General features: G+C 57.0%; 3 protein-coding genes and 1 pseudogene. 1 reads left to right on the forward strand and 3 read right to left on the reverse strand.

The window, feature by feature from the left end:
- Positions 1-340: 340 nt before the first annotated feature.
- Both ACO550_RS22770 and ACO550_RS22775 read right to left on the reverse strand, forming a co-directional pair.
- Entirely contained in the window at positions 341-3,316 is a 2,976-nt protein-coding gene (locus ACO550_RS22770) for a TrlF family AAA-like ATPase (RefSeq protein ID WP_485994960.1), read from the reverse strand.
- Positions 3,317-3,794: 478 nt separating this feature from the next.
- A complete protein-coding gene (locus tag ACO550_RS22775; RefSeq protein ID WP_315594111.1) occupies positions 3,795-3,965 on the reverse strand; it encodes a hypothetical protein in 171 nt (56 codons plus the stop codon).
- Between the two features lie 114 nt (positions 3,966-4,079).
- Between ACO550_RS22775 and ACO550_RS22780 the strand changes: the two genes are divergently transcribed.
- Complete coding sequence (locus tag ACO550_RS22780; RefSeq protein ID WP_315594110.1) at positions 4,080-4,442, forward strand: helix-turn-helix transcriptional regulator; 363 nt, start codon at positions 4,080-4,082, stop codon at positions 4,440-4,442.
- A gap of 143 nt (positions 4,443-4,585) precedes the next feature.
- Here the strand turns inward: ACO550_RS22780 and ACO550_RS22785 are convergent.
- A pseudogene (locus ACO550_RS22785) lies at positions 4,586-5,841 on the reverse strand (tyrosine-type recombinase/integrase).
- Positions 5,842-6,546: the final 705 nt, after the last annotated feature.

The following is a 6,546-nucleotide window of genomic DNA, read 5'->3' on the forward strand; positions in this document are numbered from 1 at the left end:
CAGCGCTATGGCCTCCGAGGAGAGCCGACAGCCACCTCTGGCGGGTTAGGCCCAGATAATATCGCGCCCGCCATCATGATGAGAACGCAGCAGATCTGGACCGGCTGAGCAGCACGGGGACCGAGCCTTCGAGAGGAACATCAATCTAGCCGCCAGGCCAGAGAACAGCTACCGGGGTCGCCCTGGTAGCTGTTTCTCACTTCCTGCTACCACTGCGTGCAATGCGGCAAGACATACAGGGTGGCCCGCGTATCTCGTCCCTGATCAGAAACGGTGCCGGTGGCGACCCACAGGCTTCGGAGTGCCGAGCGCCCCGCCTTCGTCACGCAGGCGTTGCCTGCTAGATAGCGACGCGTAGCCGTTTGGCCCGTTCCTTGAAAGCCCGTTCGCCGCCTTCGAGGATGTCGCAAACGTGTTTCCGGATAATCGGATTTTCCAAGCTGCCGCTTTCGTATGAGATCTCTGGAAGCTGAGACGGCCGGTGCGGTCCGCAGTCCGCCACAATGACTTGTTCCGCGTCAGTATTCACAACCAGGTTGGCGTTGTGGGTGACGATGATGATCTGCCGGCGCTTCTTTGCCTCGCGGAAGCGGTTGACCAGTTCTTGGAAAATCGACTGCGGGTCTAGATTCTCCTCAGGCTGGTCAATGATGAGCGGTCGATCATCCTCCGCATCGATGGCAAGGTACAGCAACAGGAGCACAATCCCGCGTGTACCCGGCGAAAGTTGCTCGATGTCGACACCGTCGTACTGAAGACCGTAGCCTACAGAAATGTGCTCGGTGCTATAAAGCCAGTCGGATACGTCCCGTGCCCAACTACGGAAAGCGTCGCCATCGGGAATATGGGCCCTGAGATCGGCTTCGTTTGCTTTTACGAACTCGAGCAAAGCGCCGGCAGCGGTGGCCGCGCTGCCTGTCGACCAAGTGCTAAACAGCTTTTCCGTGGCTCGCTTTTGAAGTTCGCCGCGCCCTCGGAAAGGGCCGGTCTTGCGAAGATCGAGCAAGCTCTCACCTCTGGCAGCCCATTTTCCAATGTCAACGGCGCGTCTAACCGAGAATGACAACTTCGACAACGATCCGCCGGCTTGCTCAATTCTTTCCTTGATCGGCGCATACAACAACGCAAGTTCGGCCTCTTCTTCGACTATCCCGGCAAAGATCTGCGCGTACGCAGTGCGTCTGGCTTCGACAAGCTCCTTTATCTTGGTGTCTGACGCTTTGGCCCGCTCGATCTGCAGCAATATTTTTTTGAGCGCCGAGTCGGCTTTGGTGATCTTCTCGGACAGACTTGTGTAACGCTTTGCGTTCTGGACGTCGATCCCCACGAGGTTCTTCAACCGGTTGAATTCGCGCTCAAGCAAGGCAAGCGTCTGGTCGCCCAAGTTGGCGGCGTCATGGATCAGTGGGACGTTCGGAGCGGTCCCTGGGTCTACTGTTTTCTGCACTCCCTCCACGGCGACGACACCTCGTCGCGCATCGGCAAGACGGGTTTCAAGGAGGGCGTCGACGTCGCCGGCAAAGTCGAGCTTGAATTGATCCCAATCCTGCATCGATAGCCCGGTTTCTTCCCTTCGTTGCTTAAGGTCTTCAAGATGTTCCGCCACTTCACGAGTTCGGAAATCCACGACATCTTGTTTCAAAAGCTGCAGGGCACGTAGCTTCCGCTTCGCCCGGTCCACGTCCTGGCGCTTTCGATCGACCGCTTCTGATACCTGTTCCAGGCGAAGGGCGCGCGCTTCGTTCCCCTTGCCGAGCAGTGAACTCCGGTCCTTCTTATCCTTCTCGACTGCAGCCTTTCGCTCATCGCGGTCCTTTTCCAATGCTTTGAGACCATCCTTTCTTACGCGCTCTTCTGTGAGTTCTGCTGATGCTTTTTCAAGGGCCTGCTTGTTTCTGGTTTGCTTGTCATGCGAGGCTTCGAGCCTGATGCTTAGCAACTCCTGAAACGTGTCAGCGCCGAGCCTGTCGGAATAAGGATGCGCATTAAAAATGACGCGTTCTATCTCTTGCACAAGCTCATCGTTTGGACCATCGGCCGAGCATAGCTGATCCACGAATTGCTGAGACATGTATTGCACATGCGGGTGGTCCAGCGGTTCTTCGGGGTCAGTGGGTGCAAGCTCGGCGTAAGTCTGCTCACCGGATGTCCAATGCAAACGAGCCTCGCTGGGGCCGAGGAAAGCTCTTGCTCGGTATAGAAACGACTTATCGTTGGACCTTGGCGACAGCGAGAGACCGGCGGCCGCGATAATGTCAGCTAAGGCTGTTTTTCCCGAGCCTCTGGCTCCAATAATAGCGACGAGGCCCGAATTGAGCTCGATCTTGCTTCTCGACAACCAGCTTGCGTTGGATACAGAAATCGAATCAACTGTCGCGCCGGTCAGCGCCCCTCTCGGCGGTTCCTCGCCGATAAATGCTCGTTCGCCTGGCTCAATGCATACCTGCTTTAACGTTTCGAACCCAAGGTCCCCTTTTATCCAGCACATACGCTTGATGTCGGGCACGCCGACCTTGCTCGAGGTGTGAGCGTCGGAGCCATGCAGGCAAGGTTTCGGCCCGTTGTATTGCCGCTGCAGCTCCTCGAGTGATACGCCTTCTTTGCCAAGCCAAAAACTCGCTTGCTTAGGATTGCCGCTGAAGATGATGTTGGCGAACCGTTCGAGTTCCTTTCGCAACGCAGCGAAGGATGCGGTATCGTCCCGTAAGCCGGACGTGCCGTCCTTCTCGCCTCCAGCGACAGCGACAAGGACGTTTTTTCGGGCCCATTCTGAGTTGTCGACGGCCCGTTTGAGGTCTGCGAGCGTTACCTTGAACTGGTTGGCGCCTTCTGTGCGAGCTGCGCCATCGTCAACGATCTTGGGGTTATGAGCGCGGCCGAGGCGGATCAGGTCTGTGCGCTCGCATCGGTATATCTCGCCTTTGTACGAAAACTGGAGCTCCCGCAAGAACCGGTGAATACGGTCGACATGGTCAAGATCGTCGGGGCAAAACAGCAAATGTAGATTGATCGCGGACGCCTTTGAAGTCTCGATACTGAGCCGGAGTTCAACGTTGGGAAAGATGAATTCGACGTTTGGAAGACGTCCGTCTTCCTTGTATTTGAGCGCCATCACATAACCTTCGATACCGAAGTAATCGGTAATGCCCAGCGCGCGCAGCAACGGCTTTGTGTTTTCGGCGGCATTCAAAAATGCGTCCCACGGATCGGTGCCGCCATACTGGTCGTTCATAGCGGTCCCAGGCACATGGATGTGTGGATCCCATCGATGCCATACCGACCCTCGCGCATTGCCACCGTCGAATCTCTTTGTCATTTTTCGTTCCCCGGATCTGTTAGCTGACCGGTTGTAAGCGCCTACCTGTCCCGGTCCCGGCGAATAGTCTAAAGCATTACACGGGGCGATAGATGTATGTAATCAGCATGGGCATCCAATTGAACCGCCCTTCTGTCGTATCGTGCGTAACATCACCTCCTTTATGTCGGTCCTACGAAAATTCGCATCGACTGCATTCGAAGCTTGAACCGCCGATAACGACTAAGCTAGATCGCTGACCGGTCTCATCGTCGAACGGGTGCTCTGAAGTTGCTCCGTAAAGGTCGTCAGCGGGGTGGACGAAAGTCCGTTGCACAGTCGATATCGGCCCTCTGCCGTGCTTGGCTCCCGCGCAACGCATTGCTTTCTAGGCGCGAACGCGAAGCAAGTTTGCCCGCGTGCAAGAAGTGCCATAGCGTTACATCACTTGCATCGACTCATAGATTCCCAAATGGGTTCGAGAGATTTACCCCGCTCTTCAAGCATGACTCGATATCGTGTTCACCGGCAGCATCAATAGCCGCCCATTCTCCCTGCGCTTGATGTTGTGGCAGTGATGGAGTTCTCTAGCATCGATGAGGTCAACGATGACTTTGCTGTTCTTCGTGAGCAGCGTCTCGGTACCAGCCGTGAAGTGCGGCAGTCGCACGCGTGTACTCCGTCTCCAAGAAGAGTGCCACGACCAGCTTCGCCACAGCAGGTCGCGCCGTTCGCCCGCGATAGCCACCATGCATATGTCGTGAAACGCTATCGGGGGTCCACTATGAGCAGTGACAAGGAACACGCCACGTTCGCGCTGCCTCATCCCGGAAGCGCGCGGTACGCTGATATGCCACAGTTTCCAGGAAGGGCCGCCCTTCCCTTTCGACGCACTATCCGTCGACCTGAGCTTCACCAAATCGTGCCACTGGCCGACACCACGATCTATGAAATGGAGCAGCGCGGCGAATTCCCGCGGCGCTTCCTCCTGAGCGCCCGCTGTGTTGCCTGGGATCTAGAGGAAGTTGAGGCCTGGATCGACGCACGCAAGCAAGCGTCTCAGTCCGAACGAGACAAGACAGCTGTCGGCCCGGATGTCCGGCAGCGTAAGCATCGTCCCGTGCGAAACAACATCGACAACAAATAACACTAGCGGATATAAACCTTTGCAAGCCCCGAGTTGGTTTTAGCTAAAAGAAAAAAGATCATTAATGACGATCTTCTTTCTGGAATGGCAAACCTCTACCCGAGCGGCATTTGATACCCGGAAGACCCCATGCCACCCTTTGCTCACAAGGTGGCACTCAGCACCAGCACCACGTCATTCTCAGGCAATAGCTTCGGCACGTAACTCTGCCCATCGATCCAGGCATCGACCATGTTGGCCCACTCTTGCAGCATGTGGCGCCGCTGTTCCGCGTACTCTGCCTTGTTGTAAATCGAGCGCGAGGAACGCCCGTCCTCGTGCGCCAGGCACTTCTCAATCCAATCGCGATTGAAGCCGATTTCGTTCAGCAGTGTCGAGCCGGTACGGCGCAGGTCATGGACGGTGAACGCTTCCAGCGGCAGACCTGCGGTCTTGGCCCGCTCGGCGATGGTCTGCGTGACCCGATTCAAGGTCGCGTTAGACATGCAACGGTCGGCATCGTAGCGCGACGGCAGTACGAATTTGGAGCCAGCCGCGCAGGTATGCAACGCCACGAAGATGTCGAGCGCCTGACGCGACAGATAGACCACATGCGGGTTGCGCCCCTTCATTCTTTGCTTCGGGATCGTCCAGGTCGCGTTCTCGAAGTTGACTTCATCCCAAGTGGCCTGGATCAGCTCGCTCTTGCGCACCAGCGTCAGCAGGATCATTCGCAGCGCCAGCCGAATGGTCGGATAGGTCGCCACCAATTCCATCTGCCGAGCCATCAGACGGATCTCCTGCGGCGACAAGGCACGATCCTTCGGCACAAAGATCGCGATCGATGCCGCGCCCACGCCGTCGGCCGGGTTGTCCACCTTCTCGCCATGCAGGATGGCGAAGGCATAGACCTGCTTCACGATGTCGCGGACATGTACCGCAGTCGCGGGCGCGCCGCGCGCTTTCACCTTGTTGCAAAGAGCACGCAGGTCATCGGCAGTGATTTCGTTGAGCTGGCGATTCTGGAAGACCGGCAGGACATCCCGATCGACGATGTGCTTGCGCATCGCCTTGGTGCTGTCGGCCATTCGGGCACCCTCCAGCCACTTCCCGGCTATGTCGCCAAAGGTCTTGGCGGCGGTTAGCCGGCGCTTCTCGCGCTGCTTCTCCTGCGCCGGGGACTTGCCTTGGGCGAGCGCCTTCTTGGCGTCGATCAGCTTTTCGCGGGCCAGGGCCAGCGAAATGCCGGCCGGGCCGTAGCGGCCGATGGTCAGCGTCTCACGGCGACCGTTGAGACGGAATCATAGCGGAAGGTGACGGTACCGGCGGGCGATACCGTCACGTACATGCCGTCGCGGTCAAAAGCCTTGTAAATCTTGGACTTAGGCTTGAGGTTACGCAGTGCGGTGTCGGTAAGCATCGAGCTTTTTCCTCCTGTTTATGACGGCTTTTACCGTCAGGGGTCAGGAGACCTGCTGATGCCCGGAAAGCCGCATAAAACAAGCTTTCCCGAGGAGACTTTTACCGTCAAAGACCGCTTTGGTCTGGATAGTAAACGGGAGGGTCTAAGTCAGGCCTCCGGTTCTTACCGCCACTTCCACCGCCAACCTGTTCTGCTGGCCAGCGATAGCCACCGATAACTGCTGAGACGTATTTCTTTATAAATCAACACGTTAAGACAGCATTTCGATAGCCGACGATAGTCCCCGAAGGAACTCAAATCACTCCACTCGATCATCAACAGGTCGCCCAAACCCGCATGGTGAAAGGGAATGGACATGACCGGCATGCCGCTCTACCGTCGTTTTTACCGTCGGAGGCGCTCACCTTTTGCTGAAGCGAGAGATGGAGCGATTTGCGGGCTGTCGACTCTTGCGACACTATCATCAATCAGAGTCAAAGAAGCAGAAGATTTTCTCGCCGGGGAAACCGCAACGAGCACCGGCCCACAATGCGCCACAGGATGTAAATGCATGGCATCCCGCCACTCTTGGCGCCCCCGTTGGGCCAGGGTATTCGGCTGGAAAAAGACTTGCGCATGGAGATGCCGCGGATCAACTCAGACCATCGGTAAGCGCCCGGTGAACCCGTCTTGAAGGGAAGCAGGAGAGCAAGGAGCATCGTG

The organism is Cupriavidus sp. (assembly GCF_057315035.1).

What these genes read in the sequence shown, in the direction of transcription:
- ACO550_RS22770 (WP_485994960.1), bottom strand. Translation starts at nt 3,316, where the DNA reads ATGACAAAGAGATTCGACGGTGGCAATGCGCGAGGGTCGGTATGGCAT.
- ACO550_RS22780 (WP_315594110.1), top strand. Translation starts at nt 4,080, where the DNA reads ATGAGCAGTGACAAGGAACACGCCACGTTCGCGCTGCCTCATCCCGGA.